Source organism: Maribacter flavus (genome assembly GCF_008386635.1).
Classification (GTDB): Bacteria; Bacteroidota; Bacteroidia; order Flavobacteriales; family Flavobacteriaceae; genus Maribacter; species Maribacter flavus.
Window position 1 is genome coordinate 175,051 of the sequence record NZ_VUOE01000003.1, and the last position, 25,173, is coordinate 200,223.

The 25,173-nt window shown below is 41.9% G+C and carries 24 protein-coding genes and 1 riboswitch; of the genes, 21 read left to right on the plus strand and 3 right to left on the minus strand.

The window, feature by feature from the left end:
• Positions 1–136 precede the first annotated feature (136 nt).
• Positions 137–262: riboswitch (SAM riboswitch) on the plus strand.
• Positions 263–355: 93 nt separating this feature from the next.
• From F0361_RS16885 to F0361_RS16930, 10 genes are all read left to right on the plus strand, one after another.
• On the plus strand, positions 356–1,360 hold the full coding sequence (locus F0361_RS16885; protein ID WP_138259305.1) for a homocysteine S-methyltransferase family protein: 1,005 nt from the start codon (positions 356–358) through the stop codon (positions 1,358–1,360).
• A 2-nt stretch (positions 1,361–1,362) separates the two neighbouring features.
• Positions 1,363–4,059: a methionine synthase gene (gene metH / locus F0361_RS16890; protein ID WP_154920573.1), complete on the plus strand. Its 2,697-nt coding sequence runs from the start codon at positions 1,363–1,365 to the stop codon at positions 4,057–4,059.
• A gap of 216 nt (positions 4,060–4,275) precedes the next feature.
• A complete protein-coding gene (gene metF / locus F0361_RS16895) occupies positions 4,276–5,229 on the plus strand; it encodes a methylenetetrahydrofolate reductase [NAD(P)H] (RefSeq protein ID WP_154920575.1) in 954 nt (317 codons plus the stop codon).
• Positions 5,230–5,464: 235 nt separating this feature from the next.
• On the plus strand, positions 5,465–6,562 hold the full coding sequence (locus tag F0361_RS16900; protein WP_154920577.1) for an acyloxyacyl hydrolase: 1,098 nt from the start codon (positions 5,465–5,467) through the stop codon (positions 6,560–6,562).
• A gap of 84 nt (positions 6,563–6,646) precedes the next feature.
• Positions 6,647–7,366 (plus strand): head GIN domain-containing protein, encoded by a 720-nt coding sequence (locus F0361_RS16905; RefSeq protein ID WP_246160922.1) that lies wholly within the window; start codon positions 6,647–6,649, stop codon positions 7,364–7,366.
• Between the two features lie 114 nt (positions 7,367–7,480).
• Complete coding sequence (locus F0361_RS16910; RefSeq protein ID WP_154920581.1) at positions 7,481–7,945, plus strand: hypothetical protein; 465 nt, start codon at positions 7,481–7,483, stop codon at positions 7,943–7,945.
• Between the two features lie 239 nt (positions 7,946–8,184).
• Positions 8,185–9,012 carry a prephenate dehydratase gene (locus F0361_RS16915; RefSeq protein WP_154920583.1) on the plus strand — a complete coding sequence of 276 codons (828 nt, stop codon included), beginning with the start codon at positions 8,185–8,187 and terminating at the stop codon, positions 9,010–9,012.
• A complete protein-coding gene (locus F0361_RS16920) occupies positions 9,009–10,157 on the plus strand; it encodes a pyridoxal phosphate-dependent aminotransferase (RefSeq protein WP_154920585.1) in 1,149 nt (382 codons plus the stop codon). Before F0361_RS16915 ends, F0361_RS16920 begins: the two co-directional genes overlap by 4 nt.
• 75 nt (positions 10,158–10,232) lie before the next feature.
• Entirely contained in the window at positions 10,233–11,093 is an 861-nt protein-coding gene (locus F0361_RS16925) for a prephenate dehydrogenase (RefSeq protein WP_154920587.1), read from the plus strand.
• The gene (locus F0361_RS16930) at positions 11,093–12,175 is read left to right on the plus strand and encodes a bifunctional 3-deoxy-7-phosphoheptulonate synthase/chorismate mutase type II (RefSeq protein ID WP_138259314.1); all 1,083 of its coding nucleotides are present in this window, start codon (positions 11,093–11,095) and stop codon (positions 12,173–12,175) included. Before F0361_RS16925 ends, F0361_RS16930 begins: the two co-directional genes overlap by 1 nt.
• A 31-nt stretch (positions 12,176–12,206) precedes the next feature.
• Here the strand turns inward: F0361_RS16930 and F0361_RS16935 are convergent, their stop codons facing one another.
• A complete protein-coding gene (locus F0361_RS16935; RefSeq protein WP_154920589.1) occupies positions 12,207–12,647 on the minus strand; it encodes a hypothetical protein in 441 nt (146 codons plus the stop codon).
• Positions 12,648–12,809: 162 nt separating this feature from the next.
• Here F0361_RS16935 and rsgA point away from each other — a divergent pair, with 162 nt between their 5' ends.
• The 10 genes from rsgA (at position 12,810) to F0361_RS16985 (ending at position 22,105) form a co-directional block, all read left to right on the plus strand.
• Entirely contained in the window at positions 12,810–13,763 is a 954-nt protein-coding gene (rsgA, locus tag F0361_RS16940) for a ribosome small subunit-dependent GTPase A (RefSeq protein ID WP_154920591.1), read from the plus strand.
• On the plus strand, positions 13,760–14,212 hold the full coding sequence (gene dtd, locus F0361_RS16945) for a D-aminoacyl-tRNA deacylase (RefSeq protein ID WP_154920594.1): 453 nt from the start codon (positions 13,760–13,762) through the stop codon (positions 14,210–14,212). The genes rsgA and dtd overlap by 4 nt, the downstream gene beginning before the upstream one ends.
• A complete protein-coding gene (locus F0361_RS16950; protein ID WP_154920596.1) occupies positions 14,212–14,538 on the plus strand; it encodes a nucleotide pyrophosphohydrolase in 327 nt (108 codons plus the stop codon). Before dtd ends, F0361_RS16950 begins: the two co-directional genes overlap by 1 nt.
• Positions 14,539–14,574: 36 nt before the next feature.
• The gene (locus F0361_RS16955; RefSeq protein WP_154920598.1) at positions 14,575–15,804 is read left to right on the plus strand and encodes a 3-phosphoshikimate 1-carboxyvinyltransferase; all 1,230 of its coding nucleotides are present in this window, start codon (positions 14,575–14,577) and stop codon (positions 15,802–15,804) included.
• 170 nt (positions 15,805–15,974) lie between these two features.
• Positions 15,975–17,027 carry a tRNA preQ1(34) S-adenosylmethionine ribosyltransferase-isomerase QueA gene (gene queA, locus F0361_RS16960; protein WP_138259320.1) on the plus strand — a complete coding sequence of 351 codons (1,053 nt, stop codon included), beginning with the start codon at positions 15,975–15,977 and terminating at the stop codon, positions 17,025–17,027.
• Positions 17,028–17,120: 93 nt separating this feature from the next.
• Complete coding sequence (gene rlmN / locus F0361_RS16965; protein WP_154920601.1) at positions 17,121–18,167, plus strand: 23S rRNA (adenine(2503)-C(2))-methyltransferase RlmN; 1,047 nt, start codon at positions 17,121–17,123, stop codon at positions 18,165–18,167.
• Positions 18,168–18,283: 116 nt separating this feature from the next.
• Positions 18,284–19,261 (plus strand): polyprenyl synthetase family protein, encoded by a 978-nt coding sequence (locus F0361_RS16970; protein ID WP_154920603.1) that lies wholly within the window; start codon positions 18,284–18,286, stop codon positions 19,259–19,261.
• Positions 19,262–19,599: 338 nt separating this feature from the next.
• On the plus strand, positions 19,600–20,163 hold the full coding sequence (locus F0361_RS16975) for an RNA polymerase sigma factor (RefSeq protein WP_154920605.1): 564 nt from the start codon (positions 19,600–19,602) through the stop codon (positions 20,161–20,163).
• The gene (locus F0361_RS16980; RefSeq protein WP_154920607.1) at positions 20,150–20,905 is read left to right on the plus strand and encodes a hypothetical protein; all 756 of its coding nucleotides are present in this window, start codon (positions 20,150–20,152) and stop codon (positions 20,903–20,905) included. The genes F0361_RS16975 and F0361_RS16980 overlap by 14 nt, the downstream gene beginning before the upstream one ends.
• A gap of 120 nt (positions 20,906–21,025) precedes the next feature.
• Positions 21,026–22,105: a coiled-coil domain-containing protein gene (locus tag F0361_RS16985; RefSeq protein WP_154920609.1), complete on the plus strand. Its 1,080-nt coding sequence runs from the start codon at positions 21,026–21,028 to the stop codon at positions 22,103–22,105.
• Positions 22,106–22,157: 52 nt separating this feature from the next.
• Here F0361_RS16985 and F0361_RS16990 read toward each other — a convergent pair whose 3' ends face one another.
• Positions 22,158–22,397 (minus strand): zinc-ribbon domain-containing protein, encoded by a 240-nt coding sequence (locus F0361_RS16990; RefSeq protein ID WP_154920611.1) that lies wholly within the window; start codon positions 22,395–22,397, stop codon positions 22,158–22,160.
• An 11-nt stretch (positions 22,398–22,408) separates the two neighbouring features.
• Entirely contained in the window at positions 22,409–23,014 is a 606-nt protein-coding gene (locus F0361_RS16995; protein ID WP_154920613.1) for an SIMPL domain-containing protein, read from the minus strand.
• A gap of 174 nt (positions 23,015–23,188) precedes the next feature.
• Between F0361_RS16995 and dnaG the strand changes: the two genes are divergently transcribed.
• Positions 23,189–25,168 (plus strand): DNA primase, encoded by a 1,980-nt coding sequence (dnaG, locus tag F0361_RS17000; RefSeq protein ID WP_154920615.1) that lies wholly within the window; start codon positions 23,189–23,191, stop codon positions 25,166–25,168.
• The last annotated feature ends 5 nt before the right edge of the window (positions 25,169–25,173 follow it).

Below are 25,173 nucleotides of genomic sequence, written 5' to 3' on the forward strand. Positions count from 1 at the left end.
TTTTTGAAACGACTAAGGAACCCTTCAAGAATACTAATTGAAGGGTTTTTTGTTATGGAAAAGTCTTTACAAAAATGATTATTTGGTTTTGAACGGGTAGAGCCGTTACTTTGCCCCAGTTCTATTAAAAACTGTATTGTTATCAAGAAAGGTGGAGGGAATAGACCCATTGAAGCCTTGGCAACCCTTGGTCTAGTCTGATTTGGTCAGTAGGTAAGTAGGTGCTACGTTCTATCCCGAATGCCATCGGGAAAGATAACCCCAAAAGGCCTAGCCCAAATTCCTATTCTTGATTCCTTACGTTACATTTAAATGATTTAAAATAGGAGGTTATAACGTCCAATATGAAACAGAAATGAGCAATATAAAAGAGGAAATTCAAAAAAGAATTTTGGTATTGGATGGTGCGATGGGCACTATGTTGCAGCAATACAAGTTTACAGAGACGGATTTTCGTGGTGAACGATTTAAGGATTGGCACATTGATGTTAAAGGAAATAACGATATGTTGGCCCTTACGCAGCCAGAAGCTTTGGCGGAGGTACATCGTAAATATCTAGAGGCTGGGGCGGATATCATTGAGACCAATACTTTTTCCAGCACCACCATAGCTATGGCAGATTATGAGATGGAGGATTTTGTCTATGATTTTAATTATGAATCGGCCGTCATCGCCAAAAAAGTTGCCGAAGAATACACATTGACAACACCAGAAAAACCACGCTTTGTAGCAGGTAGTATGGGACCAACGAATAAAACAGCCAGTATGTCCCCAGATGTAAATGATTCAGGTTACAGGGCCATTACTTTTGAGGAATTACGCATAGCGTATAAACAACAAGTAGAAGCCCTTTTGGATGGTGGTGTGGATGTTTTGTTGATAGAAACCATAACGGACACCTTAAATTGTAAGGCCGCTTTATTTGCAATAGAAGAAGTAAAGGAAGAACGAAATATAGACGTTCCAATCATGATAAGCGGGACCATTACGGATGCATCTGGCAGAACGTTAACGGGTCAAACCGCGGAGGCATTTCTTATTAGCGTATCCCATATTCCTTTGTTAACTGTAGGACTCAACTGTGCCTTGGGAGCTAAGGACTTAGTGCCCCATTTAGAGGTCCTTTCCAAGAAGAGTGAGTTCGGAATCTCGGCCCATCCCAATGCCGGACTGCCCAATGCTTTTGGGGAATACGACCAAAATCCGGAACAAATGGCGAGTCAAATTAAGGAGTATTTGGATAAAGGGTTGATTAATATTATTGGGGGTTGTTGTGGAACTACGCCCGCCCATATTAAAGCAATTGCTGATTTGGTTAAGGATTACAAGCCAAGGCCATTAATGGTAGAGCAGGTATAGATATGGAAAGCAAACAAAAAAAATACCTTAAACTAAGCGGTCTGGAACCTTTAGTGGTTACACCAGAAAGTAATTTTATTAACGTAGGAGAAAGGACCAACGTAGCTGGTTCCAAAAGATTTCTGCGACTGATAAAAGAGGAAAAATTTGAAGAAGCATTGGATGTTGCTAGGGAACAGGTAGAAGGAGGAGCCCAGATAATCGATATCAACATGGACGATGGACTGATCGATGGTAAAGCAGCCATGGTCAAGTTTTTGAATTTGGTCATTGCCGAACCAGATATTGCGCGTGTCCCCATCATGATCGATAGTTCCAAATGGGAGATTATCGAAGCAGGTCTGCAAGTGGTTCAGGGTAAATGTGTTGTTAATTCCATTAGTCTAAAAGAGGGCGAAGCGGAATTCATACATCACGCCAAATTGATAAAGCGATATGGGGCTGCGGTCATCGTTATGGCTTTTGATGAAGTTGGCCAGGCGGACAATTACGAAAGACGTATTGAAATCGCCCGACGTTCTTACGATATTCTGGTTAACCAAGTGGGCTTTCCTCCAGAGGACATCATTTTTGACCTGAATATATTTCCAGTAGCTACGGGGATGGACGAACACAAATTGAATGCGCTCGATTTCATAAAAGCTACGAAATGGGTTAGGGAAAACTTACCCTATTGCAGTGTTAGTGGTGGTGTAAGTAATGTTTCTTTTTCATTTCGTGGTAATAATCCAGTTCGGGAGGCCATGCATTCGGTGTTTTTGTATCATGCGATAAAGGCCGGAATGAACATGGGTATCGTAAACCCAACGATGTTGGAGGTATATGACGATATTCCCAAGGACCTTCTGGAGCACGTAGAGGACGTAATGTTAAACCGTCGAGAAGATGCAACGGAGCGGCTCCTGGAATTTGCGGAATCCTTTGTAGGTAAGGCCAAGGAAAGCAAGGTGGATAATTCTTGGAGAGAGGAACCCTTGCAGGAACGAATTACAAGGGCATTGGTCAAAGGAATCGATCAGTATATTGAAGTGGATGTGGAAGAAGCCAGACAGGCATCTGACAAACCTATTGAAGTCATTGAAGGACATTTGATGACCGGGATGAACGTGGTAGGGGATTTATTCGGGAGCGGTAAAATGTTCCTGCCCCAAGTAGTGAAATCGGCGCGGGTCATGAAAAAAGCCGTTGCCTATTTGTTGCCCTATATTGAAGAGGAGAAATTGGCCAATCCGCAGGAAGGGGACTCCGAAGGTAATGGAAAAATATTGATGGCGACCGTGAAGGGGGATGTCCACGATATTGGAAAAAATATTGTCAGTGTGGTGCTGGCGTGTAACAATTATGAGATTATTGATTTGGGGGTAATGGTACCTCCGGAAAAAATAATACAGGAAGCCATAAACCATAATGTGGATATCATAGGCCTGAGCGGATTGATCACCCCTTCCTTGGATGAAATGGTACATCTTGCGAAGGAGATGCAACGAAACAATTTTAATATCCCATTACTGATTGGAGGGGCAACGACGAGCAAGGCCCATACCGCAGTCAAAATTGATCCCCAATATACGGAGGCCGTGGTCCATGTAAACGATGCTTCCAGGGCCGTAACCGTCGTTGGCGATCTTCTACAGAAAGAAACTTCGTCGGCTTACAAAATCAGAATTAAGGAAGACTATGATGACTTTAGGGACAAATTTTTAAAGCGTTCCGTAAAGAAGGAATATAAAACCATAGTGCAGGCCCGTGAGAATAAGTTTCAAATCGACTGGGGCAACGCTAAAATAAAGGAACCTCATATGATGGGGATACAGGTGATAGAAAATCAAGAGCTGGATAAATTAGTCTCCTATATTGATTGGACCCCTTTCTTTAGAAGTTGGGAATTACATGGGAAATATCCCGATATATTGACCGACGAAGTGGTTGGGGAACAAGCAAGAGATTTATTTTCTGATGCGCAAAAAATGCTCAAGGATATATTAGACAAGAAACAGCTAAAAGCAAAAGCTGTATTTGGATTGTTTCCGGCAAATACCGTAAATGCTGATGATATCGAGGTCAGGAATCCTGATGATGGAAATACCTATGAGTTTAGGACACTAAGACAACAGTTACAGCGCAGGGAAGGCGTTGCAGATTATGCATTGGCCGATTTTATTGCACCAAAGGAAAGCGGTGTCCAGGATTATATTGGGACTTTCTGTGTTTCCACAGGTTTTGGTACCGCTGAATTGGCTGCGGAATTCGAAAGGAATTTGGATGATTACAGTTCCATTATGGTCAAGGCATTGGCGGACCGTTTGGCCGAAGCCTTTGCGGAATATTTGCATAAGGAGGTGAGAATCAACTATTGGGGCTATGCCAAGGATGAAAATTTAAGTAATGAGGAATTGATTAAGGAATCGTACAAAGGAATACGCCCGGCCCCGGGATACCCAGCATGTCCTGATCATTTGGAAAAACTGACCATTTGGGAATTACTTCAAGTAGAGGAAAGAATAGGGGTAAAGCTAACGGACAGTCTGGCCATGTGGCCGGCAGCATCGGTTTCAGGGTATTATTTTGCCAATGCGGAAGCGAAATATTTTGGACTGGGAAAAATTAAGGAAGACCAAGTAGCAGATTTTGCCCAAAGAAAAGGAATCAGTTTGGAAAAGGCCAAAAAATGGCTCGCGCCAAATATTGCCGATGATTGATATGCGTTAGGGATTGAAGCGGCATCTTTTATAAATTGTAGATTTATAAAAATATAGCGGAAAGCCCGCCCGAACGCCCAAAAAACGAAGGCCACCTAGCCCCCAAAGGGGGAATAAAAGTATCGGTCATGTTCATTGTAGAAGGTTGAAATTTTAAAATAATAAATTGAGTCCCCAATTAAGCTCTCTCCTTGGGAGAGGGCGGGGGAGAAGCCTATGAAAGTAACGGAACATATAAAACAAGCCAAGGGTAAGACCTTGTTTTCCTTTGAATTGATACCGCCCGTGAAGGGCAAAAGCATTCAGGAACTGTATGATAATATAGATCCGCTGATGGAGTTCCAACCGCCATTTATCGATGTGACCACCTCCAGGGAGGAGTATGTGTATATAGACAAAGGTGGACTTTTGGAGAAAAAGGTAACCCGTATGCGGCCCGGTACGGTGGGGATTTGTTCCTCCATCCAGCACAAATATCATGTGGATACGGTTCCGCATCTGTTGTGCGGCGGTTTTACCAAGGAGGAAACGGAATATGTGTTGGTGGATTGTCATTATCTGGGTATTGATAATGTAATGGCGCTCCGGGGGGATTCTATGAAAGAAGAAAGATACTTTACGCCCACAGAAGGGGGCCATTGCTATGCCAAGGAATTGGTTTCCCAAATACGGAATCTGAGTCGTGGGGAATATTTGCATGAAACCATTGACTCTGATGATAATGCTAATTTCTGTATAGGCGTGGCCGGATATCCCGAAAAGCATTTGGAGGCTCCTTCTTTGCAGTCCGATCTAAAACGCCTCAAAGAAAAAGTGGATGCCGGGGCGGACTATGTGGTGACGCAGATGTTCTTCGACAATCAAAAATTCTTTGAATTTGTGGAAGCTGCCAAAAATATAGGTATTACCGTGCCCATTATTCCGGGAATCAAGCCCATTGCGGTAAAAAGACATCTGCAATTGTTGCCGCAGGTGTTTCGGATCGATATTCCCCAGGATTTAATAGATGCGGTGGAAGCTTGTCAGAATAACAAAGATGTACGACAAGTAGGTATAGAATGGGCCATTCAGCAATCCAAGGAATTGAAGTCGGCCGGTGTACCTGTACTACATTACTATTCCATGGGAAAATCCGACAATATCAAGGCCATAGCGAAAGAGGTGTTTTAGGTTCGCTGGACGCCAAATGGTTAAAGTGAAAAGCAAATAATGAAAAATGAAAAATGAAGAATGAAAAATGTTTTTTTGCTAACTGCTAACTGCTAACTGCTAACTGCTAACTGCTAACTGCTAACTGCTAACTGCTAACTGCTAACTGCTAACCGCCAACTGCTAACCGCCAACCGCTAACAACCAACAACGAACAACCAAAAACTATCCCCCAACTTCACTACCTTTGCCATTCATGAATTGGAAATGTTTTTTGTTTTTATCCCTTTTGGGAACTTTGTGTTTTTCCCAAGATGCGGAGGTCAAAAAGCATACCTTAGACCTAAGTCAGTTCTATGGCTCGGTCCTACTTCATAATACGGATATTTCCCATTTAATAACCGATCACCCCGGGGGATTGATTTTAGGATATAACCGAAAAACCTATGGTTCCCAAGAATGGGAGGAATTGTATAACTATCCGGATTATGGGGCTTCCTTCATATATCAGGACATGAACAATCCAACCTTGGGAGAGAACTACGGGCTATACGCGCATTACAATTTCTATTTCTTAAAAAGGAAAATCCAATTTAGGATCGGGCAGGGGATAGCTTATACGACCAATCCGTATGATCGAGAAGAAAATTTTAGGAACAATGCCTATGGCTCGGACTTTATGAGTTCTACCTACTTAATGCTCAATTATCATAAGGAGAACCTAATATCTGGGCTGGGGATGAAGGGGGGAATCTCCATAATTCATTATTCCAATGGTAATTTTAGGGCACCCAATACGTCTACCAATACCTTTGCGCTCAATTTGGGACTTACCTATGATTTGGACGGTGGTGAGGAATTGGCCTATATAAGGACTCCCAACCGTGAAAAAGTGACTGAACCGGTCCGTTATAATCTGATTTTGCGCGGGGGACTCAACGAAAGCGATGTAATAGGCTCTGGACAATACGGATTTCTTATTTTTTCTGGATATGCCGATAAAAGATTGGGGAGGAAAAGTGCCATTCACGTAGGGGCCGATGTGTTTTTCTCGAGTTTTTTGAAGGAACTGATTCGGTTTCAGGCCACGTCATTTCCCGAAATGGATGTCCAATCCGATGATGATTACAAACGAATTGGCGTTTTCTTGGGTCATGAACTGTTCATCAATAAAGTGTCTGTTATCACGCAGCTGGGCTATTATGTGTATTATCCCTTTGATTTTGAGGGACGTGTGTATAATAGAGTTGGTTTAAAACGCTATTTTGGAAAGCAATGGTTTGGTGCCATTACATTGAAATCACATGGTGCCGCTGCCGAAGCCGTCGAATTTGGAATGGGAATACGATTATAGAAAATGTTTAGGAACAAAAATCATCAAAAAAATAAATGTAAGCGATGGTTGCATCATTGCTTTGTGATTTTCATTATTTGTTTAGTGCCTACATCATGTAGTAACGAAAATGCACCCGATTGCTTACAAACTTCAGGTGAAATCATACGTGAGGAAGTTGAAGTGCCTGAATTCGATAAGATAACCGTTTTTGAAAAAATTGCCTTGGTTTTGAAACAAGGGGATACCCAGAAGGTGGAGGTAGCGACAGGGGAGAATTTGTGGGAAGAAATATCTGTTGCGGTGGAGGGTGACCGACTCATACTTAGAAATGAAAATGGGTGCAATTTTTTTAGGGAGTACGGGCTGACCACCGTATATGTAACTTCGCCCAATATCAGTGAAATCAGAAGTAGCACGGGATTGGCCATAACGAGCGATGGTGTGCTCTCCTATCCAACCCTCACGTTGCTTTCTGAAAGTTTTTTGGTTTCTGAGGCGGAAACCACGGACGGCGAATTCGACCTAAATCTCAATACGGGAAACCTCAGCATTGTCGTAAACGGTATAGCCTATTTTACATTAAGGGGAAACACCCAAAATTTGAATGTGAACATAGCTGCAGGGGATTCCAGGGTGGAAGCGCAAGCATTGGTCTCCCAAAACGTTTCCATAAATCATAGGGGAAGTAATGATATCTTGGTCAATCCGCAGGAATCCATTTCCGGGGTCATAAGGGGGTACGGGGATGTTATTTCCTATAACCGACCGAACACCGTGGACGTATCCGTAATCTTCAACGGAAGGTTGGTCTTTAGGGACTAGTTTTGGAACCCGTTTCCAACCGATGTACCCTATCTGCATATTAAAAACATGTTAAAGGATACACGACTTATTCTTGTTCAATATTTCTTATTTATCTTTAAACAAAAAAATACTATGAATTCATCAAAAATATTTCAGTTTGTAACTTTAGTGACGTTCATGTTCGCACTGCAAAATTCCGTTGCCCAAGAAATAACCGTTTTTCAAGGAATGTGGGGAGATCAGTTTTATCAGGACAAGGATAAAATGACCTGGAAGGAATTTGGTATGGCCATGGATTCAAATCCCGCTTCGGAAGTATATTGGTCCAAGGCCAAAAAGCAATACGGCGTTACCTTCGCGGCAGCGACCGCCAACCTAGGTTTTGGGATTTGGTACTTGGTCAATGAGAACAATGACAATGATACCACAGCGCCAATAATTGGCTTTGCAGGTACGGCGGTCGTGGGATCCATCTTCTATTGCCTTGCCAATAAGAATAAGAAAGATGCCATATTGGAATTCAACGACAGTCTGGGAAAAACGACTTATAGGTTGGTGCCCTCGGATAGGGGCGTTGGGTTGGCGTTGAAGTTTTAGGAATCACTTTTTCAATGTTTTATCTAATTTTTTAAAAAAGTCTGGGGACTTCACTTGGAGATTTGAATATAATTATTACTTTAGCCCCGGTTTTAAAGATTATGACAAAGCAATATTTCTGGAATGGTTTTTATTTTTACTTCTTTTTTAAGAGAGGTACGGGACTGTTGTAGTATGTTGCAAACAAAATAATACGAAAGGTCCCGTGAAAAACGGGACTTTTTTTTTAGAAAAAAGTCGTGCCAATAAGAGTAGCCATACAAGGAATTAAAGGGTCTAACCACCATCAAGTAGCCAAGGATTATTTTGATGAGCAAGTGGATTTGGTAGAATGTCTTTCGTTTGATGCCGTAGTGGATGAATTACTTAGAAAGAATGCGGACAAAGGTATCATGGCCATTGAAAACTCCATCGCCGGGTCCATCATTCCAAACTATGCCTTGGTGCATAAGAACAACCTTCATATCATAGGGGAATATTATCTGAATATCCATCATAATCTCATGGTGTTGAAAGGTCAGAAATTCAAGGATATTAGGGAGGTAAGTTCCCACCCCATGGCATTATTGCAGTGCAAGGAGTTCTTTAAGGATTATCCCAATATTAAACTGGTGGAGGATGTGGATACGGCAGAAACGGCAAAGCGCATACACGATAAAAAATTAAGGCATATTGCGGCCATCGCTCCCAAGGTCGCGGCAGAATTATACGATTTGGACATCGTAGCGGACGATATACAGACCATCAAAAATAATTCTACCCGTTTTATCATTGTCAAAACAAAAAACAAGGAACTATCCAAGGAAGAGATAAACAAGGCGTCATTACGGTTTTTAACGGACCACAAACGCGGTAGTTTGGCCACAGTGCTGAACGTGATGAGCGACTGTAATTTAAACCTGACCAAAATTCAGTCCCTCCCCGTGATTGAAACACCTTGGAAATATTCTTTTTTTGTGGATGTGACATTTAACAAATACGAGGATTTTGATAAAGCAAAATCACTCTTGAATATCATGTTGGAGGAGGTAAAGATATTGGGAGAATATAAAAACGCCATGTTATGATACGAACTGCCAAACGATTGGAATCGGTTCAGGAATATTATTTCTCCAAGAAATTGAGGGAGGTAAGAGGGCTTATGGCCAAAGGTAGGCCCATTATAAACATGGGTATTGGAAGTCCGGATCTGGCCCCTTCCGAAGCAGTTATACAAACCGTTCAAAAGGCCATTCTGGACGATGGTGCACATCAATATCAAAGCTACCAGGGCTTGCCCGAATTTAGAAATGCCATTGCCGAGTTCTACAAAAGGAAATTCGGGGTAACGGTCGATGCTGGAAACGAAATACTACCTTTAATGGGTTCCAAGGAAGGAATCATGCATATTAGCATGGCCTTTTTGAACAAGGGCGATGAAGTGTTGGTGCCCAATCCGGGGTATCCTACCTATACATCCGTTACGAACTTGGTGGAGGCGGTGCCGGTTTATTACGATCTCACGGAAGGTAATGGTTGGTTCCCGGATTTGGACATTTTGGAGGCCCAAGACCTTTCAAAAGTGAAACTGATGTGGGTAAGCTATCCGCACATGCCCACCGGGGCAACCGCGACTTGGGAACAATTTTCAAAATTGATTGCCTTTGCTAAAAGAAACGATATTCTTTTAGTGAACGATAACCCCTACAGTTTTGTACTGAACGATAATCCGCAAAGTATGCTCTCGATCGATGGAGCCAAAGAGGTCTGCTTGGAACTGAATTCGTTGAGCAAGACATTCAATATGGCCGGATGGCGCGTTGGTTTCGTTTTGGGAAATGCAGAATTTTTGGAGGCCGTGCTAAAGGTGAAGAGCAACATGGATTCCGGAATGTTTTATGGTATTCAAAAAGGAGCCATAACCGCTTTGGAAAGCACGGATGCGTGGTATAGTGACCTCAACGAGCTTTACAGGGAGCGCAGGCAACTTATTTTCCAATTGGCGAAAAAATTGGGCTGTATTTATGATGAAGATGCCGTGGGTATGTTCGTTTGGGCCAAATTGCCCATGAGTATTACCTCGGCAGAAGCATTTATAGACAATATTTTATATGATAGGGATATCTTCATCACACCGGGAACCATTTTTGGAAGTAACGGGGAGGGGTATATCCGATTTTCCCTTTGCGTATCAAAAGAGAAGATTCAGGAGGCTATTTCAAGATTTGAATAGATAGTAGATGCACAGGTTAGAAAACATGATAATAACATCAAAATTCCCCTCCTTGGGAGGGGCAAAGGGAGACCTATGAACGTTTTTGTAATTGGAATAGGTCTAATAGGAGGTTCCTTTGTAAAGGATATTAAGGCAATAATGCCCGATGCTATCGTATTTGGTATAGATGCGAATCCGGACCATTTGGAGGAGGCCCTGTCTCTGGGACTAATAGAGCATAAGGCCAACTATGGGGATTTGCCCGAAGCGGATTTCGTTCTGGTAAGCATTCCTGTGAACGAAATGGTGAAGGAATTGCCAAGAATCTTGGATGTTGTTGATGATGATTGTGTGGTATGCGATGCCGGTTCCACCAAGGAACTCATTTGCAAGGCCTTAGCCAACCATCCCAAAAGACGAAATTTTTTGGCCTGTCATCCCATAGCGGGTACGGAGTTTTCAGGGCCATCCGCAGCCGTACTGGGCTTGTACGAGGGCAAAACCAATATTATCTGTGAAGTGGAAAAGACCGCCTTTAAATTGCAGGAAAGGGCCTTGGAGATTTTTCAGCTGTTGGGAATGAGGATTCGGTATATGAACCCAAAGGCCCACGACAAGCATATCGCCTATGTCTCCCATTTGTCACACATAAGCTCTTTTATGTTAGGAAAGACGGTAATTGAAAAAGAGAAAAATGAACGCGATATTTTTGACATGGCAGGCAGTGGATTTGAAAGCACCGTGCGTTTGGCAAAAAGTTCACCTGCCATGTGGACGCCCATTTTTGAGCAGAACAAGGAAAACGTCATAGAGACCTTAAACGAATACATTCAAAACCTGATGGAATTTAGGGAATTGTTGAAAGAGGATGATTTTGAGGGTATTTACAATGAAATGAACAATACGAACAAAATAAAATCAATTTTAAAAGGAATACCGATAAATAAGAAGTAATGGAGAACAAGAAAGAAATGAGATCCTGGTTGGATGATATGAACTTGAGCCATCCGCTGGTAATTGCAGGACCGTGTAGTGCTGAAACAGAAGAGCAGGTTTTAAAAATCGCCCATGAATTAAAGGATACCGATGTAAATTATTACCGTGCAGGTATTTGGAAACCAAGAACACGTCCTGGGAACTTTGAGGGAGTAGGTGCCCTGGGCCTAAAATGGTTACAGAAAGTACGTGAGGAAACCGGGTTAAAAACGGCCACCGAAGTTGCCAATAGGGCGCATGTGGAATTGGCGCTGGAGTATGATGTGGATTTGTTGTGGATCGGGGCCCGTTCCACTGTAAGTCCATTTATCATGCAAGAATTGGCCGATGCCTTGGAGGGAACCGACAAAATCGTTTTGGTAAAAAATCCTGTAAATCCGGATTTGGCCCTCTGGTTGGGAGGTATAGAAAGATTGTATACCGCTGGAGTCAAAAAATTGGGCGCCATTCACCGTGGCTTTTCCACCTACGAGAAAAGCAAATATAGGAATATCCCGGAGTGGCAAATGGCGGTCGAGTTTCAGGACAAGTTTCCAGATTTACCATTGATCAACGATCCATCGCATATTACAGGAAAAAGGGATATGATCTTTGATGTATCCCAAACCGCCCTAGATCTTAATTTTGATGGTTTGATGATCGAAACGCACCACGATCCCGATAACGCTTGGAGCGATGCCGCCCAGCAGGTAACACCAAAAAGGCTAATCCAGATTATGAAAGATCTGAAGATTAGAAAGGAGACCGATGTTGAGGCGGAGTATAATTCTAAATTAAGCAATCTACGCGCCCAAATTGACGTAATAGATAATCAATTGATAGATATCCTAGGAAAGCGTATGAAGATTTCCGATAGTATCGGGGCATTGAAAAAGGAGCGTAACGTTGCCGTGCTACAATCCAACCGTTGGAACCAAATCTTGGGTGCCATGATTTTGGAAGGGGAAAGTAAAGGATTGAGCGAAGAATTTATCTTGAGAATGTTCAAGGCCATTCACCAAGAGTCCATCAACCATCAGGAGAAGATTGTAAATGGATAAAATAAAATCCCGGTCATTGACCGGGATTTTTTTATTTCTTGAATACGAAGCGAGTTACAAAAATTCCCTGCCCGTCCTTTTCTCCAGCGTCCGCTTCAACCCCACTGGTCACAAAAACAAGCTCCCATCCCTCGGCGGCCATGGCCGTAAGTTTAGAAGATATCAGGGCATCGTTGGCAGCAATATTTTGAAACCGGATACCAGCAATATTATAGAAATTAAGCAGTTTGGTTTCCTCAAAATCCTTTACCCGTATATCGGAGCGGTCCGCTTTATTCCTAGAATTGTCGTCTTCTGTTTGTATGGATGAAAATTCTTTGTAATCCCTATCTGCATTTCCATCAATAATCCTAGATCTTCCCAATCCACTGGGTACTATGGATTCTACGGTGGTAATTATTTTATATTCCTGGGATTGTGCGGCGTTTGCCACTAAAAAAGTAACAAAAGGGATAAATAGTAATTTTCTCATGATTTTGGTTTTTAAATGGATGAATAATTAGTTTTCTTATACGTCAAATTTACTGTAAACTACTATTAGGCGGCACAATAAATTACAAGTATGGGTTAAAAGATGTAAGCGAATGGATTCTAAAAGTATTGTCGTTTCTTTGTAGCTGGAAACATGAACAAAATGGAAGGAAAAGTCTATAAATCAACAGGAAGTTGGTATACCGTAAAAGGTGCGGACGGTTCTTTCTATGAATGCCGAATAAAGGGCAAATTCAGGATTAAAGGTATAAAAAGTACCAATCCCATAGCAGTTGGTGACCATGTCCATTTTGAATTGGATGACAAGGGTGATGAAAAGGTAGGTGTCATCCATAGTATTGAAGACCGAAAAAACTATATCATCCGTAAATCCGTAAATCTCTCCAAACAGACCCATATCATCGCCGCCAACCTTGACCAGGTCTTTTTGTTGATTACATTGAACAACCCGATTACCTACACGATATTCATTGACCGGTTTTTGGTAACCGCTGAAGCGTATGATGTTCCAGTTGTATTGGTCTTTAACAAGATCGATACCTATTCCCAAGAAGAAACCGATGAGATAAAGTTTTTGGCGTCCCTATATCGGGAAATTGGGTACACCTGTATAGGAATATCGGCGAAGACTGGAAAGAATGTGGACAAAATCAAGGAAATGATGAAAGGAAAAACCTCCATGTTTTCCGGACATTCCGGTGTTGGAAAATCTACCTTGATCAATGCCATAGAACCCAATTTGGAAATAAAAACCGCGGAGATTTCCCAACAACATTTACAGGGACAGCATACAACCACTTTTGCCGAAATGTTCGATTTAAGTTTTGGGGCACAAATAATAGATACCCCCGGTATCAAAGGATTTGGTATCGTGGATATGGAAAAGGAAGAAATAGGGGACTACTTTCCGGAACTATTTGAGTTGAAGCAGGACTGCAAGTTCAACAATTGTATTCATGTGGATGAGCCCCATTGTGCGGTAAAAAGGGCATTGGAAGCGGGTAAGGTTTCCTGGAGCCGCTATAAAAGCTATTTACAAATGATCAATGGCGAGGACGATACTTATAGGATGGATATGTACGGAGAAAGAAAATGAGAACGGTCATACAGAGAGTAGCCAAGGCACGTGTAACCGTTGAGGGAAAAGTCATTTCTTCAATTGGACAAGGCGTTCTTTTATTACTAGGTATTGTTGCCGAGGATAGCGAGGAGGATATCGATTGGCTAGTTAAAAAGGTTCTAAATCTTCGAATATTCAATGATGAGGCTGGAGTGATGAACAAATCCATATTGGATATTGGTGGCGAAATTATTGTGGTAAGTCAGTTTACCTTGCACGCCTCGACCAAAAAAGGCAATCGACCTTCTTACATTAAGGCTGCAAAACCAGAAACCGCCATCCCACTTTATGAAAAATTCGTTCACAAATTGGAGTTGGAAATTGGTAAAAAAGTAGGAACGGGCATTTTTGGTGCGGATATGAAGGTAGATCTTCTAAATGATGGCCCCGTGACAATAATCATCGATACAAAAAACAAGGAATAATGAACATAGAAAATGCACAGAAGGCGGTCGACGAATGGATACGGCAACATGGTGTCCGTTACTTCAATGAACTCACCAATATGGCGCAATTGACCGAAGAGGTGGGTGAAGTAGCCCGTATTATTGCCCGTAGGTACGGTGAGCAAAGCGAAAAGGAGTCCGATAAATCCAAGGATTTGGGTGAGGAACTGGCGGATGTCCTCTTTGTAGTACTATGTTTGGCCAACCAGACCGGTGTAGATTTGCAACTTGCTTTTGATAAAAAGTTAGATTTGAAAACTAGGCGTGATCATGATCGTCATCACAACAACAAAAAGCTGAAATAATAGTATCTTTGGCCTTCGTTTTTAATTTCATTTATCTTGAAACTTCACCTTTCCGGTCCTGAGAATAATTTACTTAAGGATACGATTAAAATAACGGGTTCAAAGAGTGAATCCAACCGTTCACTTTTACTATCGGCACTATATCCCGGTATCAAAATAGAGAACCTTTCAAATTCAGATGATGCCCAAGTCATGGAAGCAGGGCTAACTAAGCGGGAAGGTACTGTGGACATTCACCATGCGGGTACCGCTATGCGTTTTCTGACAGGTTATTTTGCGGCACTTGAAGGGAGCGATGTTGTGCTGACCGGCTCTAAAAGAATGACGGAACGACCTATTAAAATTTTGGTCGATGCCTTGAACGAACTCGGGGCCAACATTTCGTATGAGAAGGAAGTAGGGTATCCGCCTCTTCGCATCAAAGGGAAAAAGCTATCCAAAAACCGGGTAAGTCTGCCGGCCAATATTAGTAGCCAATATATTTCTTCACTATTGTTGATAGCACCCAGTTTGGAAAATGGTCTTGAGCTGGAACTTGTTGGGAAAATAACCTCTGTACCCTATATAAATATGACCTTGGGTTTACTGAATGAAATTGAAATAGAAACTAGTTTTCAAGGGAATACGATTTCGGTTAAACCCAAAGCATCGGTCAACCCTGTTACCTTGGTAGTGGAATCTGACTGGAGTTCAGCGTCATATTTTTACGGCATCGTGGCATTATCGGAGGTGGGGACGGAAATTACATTATCGGCCTACAAAAAAAATAGTCTCCAAGGCGATAGCGTGCTTCAGGAGATTTATACCGATTTTGGTGTGGAGACCTCCTTCGGAGAAAACAGGATTACATTAAAAAAAGTTTCCAATAATCCTACCTCCTTTATTGAATTTGATTTGGCAAATGCCCCGGATATCGCCCAGACCATCGCGGTTACGTGTTTTGGAATGGGAATCGGTTGCCACCTGACGGGACTTCATACCCTAAAAATCAAGGAAACCGATAGATTGGAAGCCCTAAACACCGAGCTTACAAAACTGGGAGCGGATATTTCCGTAACGGACAAAACGCTTACCCTAGGGACTTCAACCCTAATGAACAGCGACGTTGCTATAGATACCTACAATGACCATAGAATGGCCATGGCCTTTGCTCCCTTGGCCTTGAGAACTTCATTGGTCATCAACGATGCCATGGTGGTTACAAAGTCCTATCCCGATTTTTGGTACGATCTTCAAAAACTGCATTTTAAGGTGCGGGAATTATAATTTATCTTTTACTTGACAACCCCCTGTTATGGGTCGTATATTTGCAGCCGCAAAATGCAATACAATAAATAGCTAAATGAAACCCTCATCCAGGGATTTGTTATGATACGTTAAATACCTCTACAAAAGGAAATGTTTAAATATCAAGCTATTGACCTAATATTAAACGAATGAAACTATCCAATTTTAATTTTGAGCTTCCCAAGGAGCTATTGGCAGAACATCCGTCCGAGAATAGGGATGAATCCAAATTAATGGTCATAGATACCAAAACTGGTAAAATTGAGCATAAAATGTTCAAGGATATGATCGATTATTTTGATGAGGGCGATGTGATGGTACTCAACAACACGAAAGTTTTTCCGGCTAGATTGTACGGTAACAAAGAAAAAACAGGGGCCCGTATCGAGGTATTTCTTTTGCGCGAGCTCAACGAGGAGCAGCGCCTTTGGGACGTTTTGGTAGATCCTGCCAGAAAGATCAGAATTGGAAACAAACTGTATTTTGGAGATGATGAAACCTTGGTCGCCGAGGTTATCGACAACACTACATCCCGTGGTAGGACGTTGAGGTTCCTTTACGATGGTGCTTATTTGGATTTTAGAAGAAAACTTAGGGAACTGGGCGAAACCCCGTTACCCAAATACATAAAAAGGAACGTGGAGCCTGAGGACGAGGAAAGGTACCAGACCATTTATGCCAAGCATGAAGGTGCGGTAGCTGCCCCAACGGCGGGACTTCATTTTTCAAAACACTTGTTGAAAAGGTTGGAAATCAAGGGCATAAATTTTGCCGAACTAACCTTACATGTTGGACTTGGAACATTTAACCCGGTTGAGGTAGAAGATCTATCCAAACATAAAATGGATAGCGAGGAGTTGATCATTGATGAAAAGGCCACTGAAGTAGTCAATAATGCCATTGCCAAGAAAAAACGAATCTGTGCCGTGGGAACCACTGCCATGCGAGGATTGGAAAGTGCAGTTTCTTCCAATCGCACCTTGAATACGTTTGAAGGGTGGACCAATAAATTCATTTTTCCTCCGTATGAGTTCAGCATTGCCAATTCGATGATCACCAATTTTCATTTGCCAAAATCTACGTTGCTGATGATGATATCGGCTTTTATGGGCCATGATTTAATGAAAAAGGCTTATAAGGAGGCGATTATGGAAAGCTATAGGTTTTATTCCTATGGCGATGCCATGCTCATTTTACGGTAATTAGCCTTAAATAGTTTAGACCGACGATGTAAATCCCGCTTTATCAGTCCGTTGAAAAGCGGGATTTTTGTCGATATGCATTACAACTTTCATATGGAAAGCAAGAAAAGGGACATTAGGGCATTGACCAGGGAACAGCTTCGGGATTTTTTTGTATCCCAAGGAGACAAAGCGTTCCGGGGCAATCAAGTGTATGAATGGCTATGGCAAAAATCCGCGCATTCTTTTGATGTAATGACCAACTTGTCCAAGGCGACCAGGGATATGTTGGAGGAGAATTTTGTAATCAACCATATTCAGGTAGATCAAATGCAACGCAGTTCCGACGGAACTATAAAAAACGCGGTTCGGTTGCATGACGATTTGGTGGTGGAGTCGGTTTTGATTCCTACCAAAACACGGACTACGGCCTGTGTATCAAGTCAGGTAGGTTGCAGTCTGGACTGCAAATTTTGCGCTACGGCCCGTTTAAAACGGATGCGAAACCTGAATCCAGATGAAATCTACGATCAGGTAGTGGCCATAGATAATGAAAGCCGATTGTATTTTGACAGGCCCTTGAGCAACATCGTATTCATGGGAATGGGAGAGCCGTTGATGAACTACAACAATGTATTGAAGGCCATTGAAAAAATAACGTCTCCAGAAGGATTGGGCATGTCCCCAAAGCGGATTACCGTTTCTACTTCAGGCGTTCCAAAGCTCATCAAAAAAATGGCCGATGAAGCCGTGAAGTTTAAATTGGCTGTTTCTCTGCATTCCGCCATTGACGAAACCAGAACGTCCATAATGCCCTTTAATGCGACGTTTACATTGGCCGACCTAAGGGAGGCACTGGTATATTGGTACCAAAAGACCAAAAGCAGGATTACTTATGAATATGTGGTCTGGGAAGGTATTAACGACCAGCGAAAGGATGTGGATGCCCTGGTCGAATTTTGCCGATTTGCCCCGTCCAAAGTCAACCTGATCGAGTATAACCCCATTGATGACGGTGATTTTCAACAGGCCTCCAATAAAGCCATTGAGATGTACGTAGAAACTTTGGAGAAAAACGGAATCACGGTGACGGTTAGAAGGTCCCGGGGTAAGGATATTGATGCGGCCTGCGGACAGTTGGCCAATAAGTCGGGAAGTTAAAAGTTAAAAGTGAGAAATGAAAAGTCTTTTTGCAAACAGCTAACCCCTAATTCCTATTCCCTAATTACTGCTTAATCCCCTCTTTTCCCTAATTTTGACATTCTAAGCCAGACTGCTTGAAAATCGTATCTCAAATAAAGGAACCGATCACCCGGGAAATGGATCTCTTTGAAACCAAATTCCGGGATTCCATGACCTCTAAGGTTGCCCTCCTCAATAGAATTACGTATTACATCGTCAACAGGAAAGGCAAACAGATGCGACCCATGTTCGTTTTTCTCACGGCCAAATTATTGAACCAAGGGGAGGTAAACGAGCGGACGTATAGAGGGGCTTCCGTTATCGAATTGATACACACGGCTACTTTGGTCCACGATGACGTGGTGGACGAAAGCGACAAGCGTCGCGGTTTTTTCTCTATCAATGCCCTTTGGAAAAACAAAATTGCCGTTTTGGTGGGAGATTACCTCTTGTCTAAAGGACTGTTGCTTTCCATTGATAACGGTGATTTTGATCTACTCAGAATTATTTCCGTTGCCGTAAGGGAAATGAGCGAAGGAGAACTGCTACAAATAGAAAAGGCCAGAAGATTGGATATTACCGAAGATGTATATTACGATATCATACGGCAAAAAACCGCAACTTTGATCGCAGCCTGTTGCAGCCTTGGCGCTTGTTCCGTAAAACCCGATAGTCCCGATGTGGAAACTTTCAGGAAATTTGGAGAATTATGTGGTATGGCTTTTCAGATAAAAGATGACCTTTTTGACTACGGGGAGGAGAAAATAGGGAAACCGACCGGAATCGATATCAAGGAGCAAAAAATGACCCTTCCGTTGATCTATGCCTTGAACAACTGTTCTAAAAAGGAAAAGGGCTGGTTGATAAATTCGGTCAAGAACCACAATAAAAACAAAAAGCGGGTAAAGGAGGTCATCGCCTTTGTCAAACAAGTGGGCGGCTTGGAATATGCGGTTGCCAAAATGCTCCAATTTAAAGACGAAGCCCTTTCCTTGCTGCATCAATATCCAAAATCAGATTACCGGGATTCCTTGGAACTCATGGTAAATTATGTGGTAGAGCGTAAAAAGTAATTTCTATTTTGGCTACTTTGTAATCTGGATATCCATTAACAAAAGGACTCCCGTACAAATTAATGAACCATTAAAGTACCGTACCTCTACATGAATCAAATTTTCTTTTGGACAGGTAGTTGAGACCCTATTTTAATTTTAGTACTACTTAATAAGAATTATAATGGTTGGCATGCTCCATTGAGAATGAAAACCTGTCAGGTCTTGAAAACAAAGGTGTGATAGCCTATCAAGGTGTACTTTAAATGATAGTAACCAATTAATTTAAAATTATTTTGATTTCTGGGCAACCAAATAGACTTGGTAAGCGTCTAAGTAAATAGAAGACCATAAAGGATTTGAAAATTATACCCTTTTATAGAAACGAACGGCAACTGATACAAAAGGCCATTAATGGGAATAGGGAAGCCCAAAAGGTTTTGTATACCCAACATGCCCCAAAGATGCTTAGTGTCTGTAGACAATATATAAAGGATATACATTTTGCAGAGGATGTAATGATCCAAGGTTTTGTGAAGATGTTCAAACATTTGGACACCTTTAAATTTGAGGGAAGCTTTGAAGGTTGGGTGCGGAGGATCATGATTCGGGAGAGTATTTCCTTCCTTAGAAAACAGCAATTTGTAGTGTATGACGATGAAGTATATGAGGATAATCAATCCAATTCGTCTGAACTCGTTTCCGATTTGGATACGGAACACATCCAAAGACTTATTGATGCCTTGCCACAAGGCTATAAAATGGTCTTTTTAATGTATACCATAGAAGGATACAAACATCAAGAGATTGCCAAAATGTTGGATATTGCGGAAAGCACCTCCAAATCCCAACTTTTTAAGGCCCGGAAAATGCTCCAAGAGCAATTACAGGAACAAAATATTATTGGGTATGGAACCAGATAAGTTTGAAAAGTATATTAAAAGCAAGTTGGAAGAAAGGAGAATCGCTCCTTCGGATGGGGCTTGGGAAAGGATTTCAGGTCAATTGGAAACCTCAACGGAGCAACGAAAAAACGGTTATTTCTGGATGGGAATAGCGGCAAGTTTTATCCTACTTTTGGGAGCCTCGCTTTTTTTCTTTACCCGATCTGAAGAAATTGAAGGGATATCCCCGAATATAGTGGTCGATGTAGAACAGCCCAAAATCATTGAACAAAACAAGGATTTCAATGACTCCACTGTTTTTGAAATTACACGGCCCGAAGCCTTTGTAGTAACTAAAAATGAGGAAACAAAAGGGAATCAGGATGGAGACCTAGGGCCAACGTCACAGGGCCAACAGGGGTCGGCTCAAGAAATGGACATGCTAGTTTCCAATAAGCCCAAGGCACCTTTGGAGGATGAAATTATTCCTACGGTCCCCGTGGAAATTCTAGATGCAAAAATCGCTGAGGTCATCGCCCAGGTAAATGTCATGGAACTTCATGGAAATATAACGGATGCGGAAGTAGATTCTCTTTTAATGAACGCACAAAAGGAAATCCTGAGACAAAAATTAGTTGAAAACAATACTACGGTCAATGCAATAGCCTTGTTGACCGAGGTGGAGGAAGAACTTGATCAATCCTTCCGAGATCAACTATTTGAAACCTTAAAGGCCGGTTTTCTGAAGGTTAGAACGGCCGTGGCCGACAGGAACGACTAAATCATTTAATCATTTATTATTTATTGAGCTCTGTATTTTACTACAGGGACTGGAGTTTATTCACTTGCCCTGAGCGAAGTCGAAGCAATGGGTCAATCAAAATCAAAATCGAAAAAAGAAATGAGAACAATTACAACATTTGTCTTGCTATGTATCACCTTGTTTGTGGTTCAATCAATCTCCGCACAGGAAGATTATGAAAAAAAGGTCAAAGCCCTGAAGAGTCAAAAAGAAAAAGTAACAAAACAGGAAAAGGAGGCCTTGAAAGTAGAGGTTTCGGAAATAAACAAGCGACTTGAGGATGGAATAATTTCTGAGGAGGATGCCCAAAAACTAAAAGAGGAAGCTGCAGAAAAGCGTGCTTTGAATATAGAAAACAGGCTCGCGATTATCGATAATCAGATTTCCTTACTGCAACGTAATGAAGGGATTTTGTTCAACGATATCCAAGTAGATTCCGTACCCGAGGGTCAAATACGAATAGGTATCGATATTGGGGGAAAGCCCGCGGAAAGCTACGTTTTTAACACCAATTATTGGAAACGGGATTTGAGATATGATAGACGTACGTATTCTGATTTTGTTCTTGCAACAGGCTTTAACAATGCCATTATCGACGGTCAATCCCTGAACGATTCTCCATATCAGTTAGGAGGGAGTCGGTTTTTTGAAATGGGTTGGCAGTGGCGGACCAGGGTGTTTGAAAATACCAATTTTCTAAGGTTGAACTATGGGTTTTCATTCCAGTTCAACGGTCTTAAGATGAAGGACAATCAGTATCTTGTTCTAAACGACCAAGGTGTTGCCGAGCTTCAACCGTTTCAGTTTGATCTTGACAAATCCAAATTTAGGATGGACAACCTTGTATTTCCCGTTCATTTTGAATTCGGTCCCTCAAAATTAAAACAAACGGAGAAAACCATAAGATATTCCCTTCGCAATCAGTTTCGTTTGGGAATAGGGGGTTATGGAGGTTTTAACATCGGTACAAGGCAAAAACTGAAATACGACCAAGATGGCAGCAGTGTGAAAGATAAATTGAAAAGGGATTACAATACCAACAACCTTATCTATGGTCTAAGTGCTTATGCGGGATTTGACGGCGTGCTGTTGTATCTCAAATATGACCTAAATCCAATTTTCAAGGATGCGGCCATTGAACAACGAAATGTGTCCTTGGGTCTTCGTTTCGATCTCTAAATTATATGATTATTTGAATTGGTGAGGGCATACCTGTACGGTATGCCCTTTTTTAATTTGTGAGCCTTTTCATTTCCTCTGAAAATTCATCTGGGTAGTACACTCGTTTGCAATGGCTACATTCCACCATTTTCGATGCCGAAATCTTGAAAAGTTTTATCCAAAAAACATGAAAGTAATTTCCTGAAATATAAGATGTTAAGGTACCTATTTGATTGCAATAAGGGCAGGCTAGGTTATCCAGGTTTTTGATTTCTGTTTTTCCGGGCCGTGTACCAAAGAAAAGAATCATGTCAAAGGTATCTAAAGCAGTTCAAAAGAGGCATCAAGAAAGTACGTGCGTTTCTTCAGCGTGTTGCCGTAATAAAGCGATTCGTTTATTTCCTGATTGTTTCCGTCGCTTATATAGACAGCCTTTCCTATGGATCGTCCTATCTTTTTGGCGATGGCCTCTGCTTTCTGTTTTGCGTTCTCATAGGCTCTCTGTGCATAGTCGGCCATTTGGCTATCGGTCAAAGTCGCTTTCATGGACGTTTCGGAACGGGATACGCCCAAGGCCCTAACTAGAAGAAAATTCTGCATCTCTTCCAAAGAATCCGTAGTGAAGGTCAAGATTACTCCATCTTTTTCATATCCCATCAATGCGTAGGACAAAGGGTCATTTTTCAGTTTTGACACGTCCAAACCTGCCTGCCCCAGTTTGTCCTTATAAGTTTTTATTAACTCTTCAAGGCTAACCGTTTGTGTGTCGTAGTAGACGTTATTGAGGCTTACGATCATGCTACTGGTATAGGTAGGTTCAATTTCGTATTCGTAGGCTCCATTGACGTTAATGGAGTTTGGGGTTTCCTGTGCTAGAATTGAATTAATAAAGCAAAAGGACATAAGAAGCAAAAATGATTTTTTCATGTTTTTCTGTTTTCAGAGATAGTACTAAGGTACTACTAGTTTCCATTTTTTGGAATAGGCGTAATTTTTAAAATTGTAGTGGTTCCCATTACCCTCGAAGGAAAGAATATTCACTTCATTTTGATACATTTGATATTCCCTTTTAAACTCAAGGAGCAAAAACACTGATTCTAGATGATTTCCAAAACCACGATTGATCAAGTTTATGAGACGGCCCGTTTGGAGGAAGTGATCGGAGATTTTGTGCAATTGAAAAAATCCGGTTCCAATTTTAAGGGACTCAGCCCATTTACCGATGAACGTACCCCGAGTTTCATGGTTTCCCCGGTCAAACAGATATGGAAGGATTTCAGTAGCGGAAAGGGAGGTAACGTGGTGGCCTTTTTAATGGAACACGAACATTTTACCTATCCGGAAGCTATAAAATATCTGGCAAAAAAATACAATATAGAGGTTGAGGAGACAGAACAGTCCAACGAGGAGAAGGAGCAGGCCAATGAACGTGAGAGTATGTATTTGGTTTCAGAATATGCAAGTACCTACTTCCAGAACATACTTTGGGAGTCGGAATTTGGAAAAGCCATAGGACTTAGCTATTTCAAGGAGCGTGGCTTTACGGAGGAGACCATTAAAATATTCGGTCTGGGATACTGTCTGGACCAATGGGACGGTTTTACCACAGCGGCACTCGACCAAGGCTATAAATTGGAATACCTGGAAAAAACAGGACTTACAATAGTCAAAGAGGATACCAATAACCCGAACAACCCAAAAAAGTTCGATCGGTTCAAAGGAAGGGTCATGTTTCCCATTCATTCCCTTAGTGGCCGGGTCTTGGGTTTTGGCGGACGTATCCTGACCAATGACAAAAAAGCGGCGAAATATCTGAATTCGCCGGAGAGCGATATCTATCACAAAAGCAAGGTGCTCTATGGTATTTACCATGCCAAACAGGCCATTGCCAAGGAGGACAATTGTTTTTTGGTGGAGGGTTATACCGATGTTATCCAGTTTTATCAACGTGGAATCCACAACGTGGTTTCGTCCAGTGGTACGGCTTTGACCCCGGAGCAAATCCGATTGATAAACCGGTTGACGAAAAACGTTACCGTACTTTTTGATGGGGATGCCGCCGGTTTACGGGCTTCGTTGAGGGGTGTGGATTTGATCTTGGAACAGGGAATGAACGTGCGTATCTGTACGTTTCCAGAAGGTGAGGATCCAGACAGTTTTGCCAAGAACAATGAATTGGACGAGGTAGAACAGTTTTTAAAGGACAATTCCAAGGATTTTATAAGGTTCAAGGCCTCATTGCTTGTGAAGGAAGCATCGGATGACCCCATAAAAAGAGCGGATACGGTACGCGATATCGTAAACAGTATCTCCAAGATTCCGGACCGGATCAAAAAGGAAATCTATGTGCAGGAATGTGCACAGATCATGAACATTTCAGAAAGTGTGCTCTTCAGTACCTTGGCGCAAATTGGAAAAAAGGACCAAGCCGATGCCCTAAAGCAGGAAAAACAGAAGCAGAAGGCCTTTGATGTGGTGCGGAGTGAGCCGGTTGGTGAAAAATTGGATGTGCAATATGAACTGGAACGCAAGATTATTGAAAGCCTTTTGTTATATGGGAATAGGAAAGAGGAGTTTGAAGACCTGGTTTTAAAGGAAAACGAAAGCGGAGACTTGGTTTTGGAACCGGAATCGCTTGAGATCAAAGTCTACGAAAAAGTGTACTTGGATTTACAGGAAGATGAGATAGAGTTGGCAAACCCAACATTTAGGGACGTATATTACAAGTTGATTGCCGCACTGAATGAAAATGAGGATTTTAAGGTCAGTGATTTTATCGCCGCCTTGGAACAGGAAATGGCCAATGAAGTATCGTCCATTCTCATGGAAGAGGAAAAATATGCCCTACATAATTGGGAACGTAAGGATATCTACCCAAAGGAAAAGGGGAGTGGTATCGCCCAATTGGTCAGTGAGACCATCCTTACCCTACGTTGTTTCTTGATAAAAAAAAGGATGCAGGCCCTGCAAAATGAAACCGAAACCCCGGAGCAGGACAATAAGGAAATTTTGGAGGAAATAATGAACTACCTACAGTTAAATAAGCTGTTGAACCAAAAGCTCAATAGGGTACTATCGTAAGGTAC